The sequence below is a fragment of the Oleiphilus sp. HI0067 genome, assembly GCF_001635735.1.
The window spans coordinates 1-956 of record NZ_LWFI01001725.1; the positions used below are offsets into that span (position 1 = coordinate 1).

General features: G+C 42.2%; 2 protein-coding genes. Both read right to left on the minus strand.

All coding sequences use genetic code 11. The features are described 5' to 3' along the window. On the minus strand, window positions 1-543 hold a 543-nt coding region (locus A3739_RS27395), incomplete at its 3' end, for an extracellular solute-binding protein (protein ID WP_231877167.1). 157 nt (window positions 544-700) lie between these two features. Further along, the coding region (locus A3739_RS27400) for a UTRA domain-containing protein (RefSeq protein ID WP_156502902.1) at window positions 701-956 on the minus strand (256 nt) is incomplete at its 5' end.

Genomic DNA, 956 nt, shown 5'->3' on the forward strand with positions numbered 1-956 from the left:
CTCTCCGAACATTTGTAGCCAGCTTGATACATCTAAGAAGCCAGTACCTGAAGAGTTTGGATTAGGCATAATGACATGGCCTTTATAGACAGGCTTGGTCAAATCTTCCCACGAGCTTGGCATAGGCAAACCCGCTTTCTGTGCTTCAACGGTATTCACACATAAGCCAGCCATCCATGCATCTAGGCCTACCCATTGCGTTTCTGCGCTATTATCACGGAACTTCGGCGATAGTTTTTCAAAACCAACAGGCTTATAGGTTTCTAGCATTTGCTCATCTTTAAGAATAAGCAGTGATGTGCCCGCTAAACCCCAAACAACGTCTGCTTGCGGATTTTCTTTTTCAGCAAGCAACTTAGCAGTAACGATGCCTGTGGAGTCGCGTACCCAATTGACTTTGATATCAGGATTCTTGTTTTCGAATTCTGCCTTATAACGCTTCAGATCTTCTGCTTCAAACGCTGTATATACAGTTAATTCTGTTGCAGCCATTCCAAGACCACTAAGGGCCATCAATGCTGCACCTGCAACACACTTCTTCATTGTCTTCATCATAGCCATTGGCTTGTTCCTCTAAGTTATTGGTATAGACCAGGTGAGAAACATTTAAGTATCCAAATGTGACAATACAGTGAACTTGTTATGACAATTTTATGACCTCGCGTCAGTGGCAGAAGAACAAAGAATTAAACTCAACGAATTAGTTGTTAATATCAAAATTGATTGAAATGGCGTCATGACGCCATAGCTCATGATCAAATTCGAAGATCTCGCCATGCTGATTGCGATACTTGCGCTGAAACTTTAATGACGATACACCCATTGGTGCAGATAAGGCTTGAGCAACGTCATTTGGAAGTATCGATACCGAAATTTCAAAGTCTGCTTTTTGCACAGTCATTCCATACTCGCTGCGCAATAACGCATGCAGAGAACCTTCTAAATCAAACCTATCT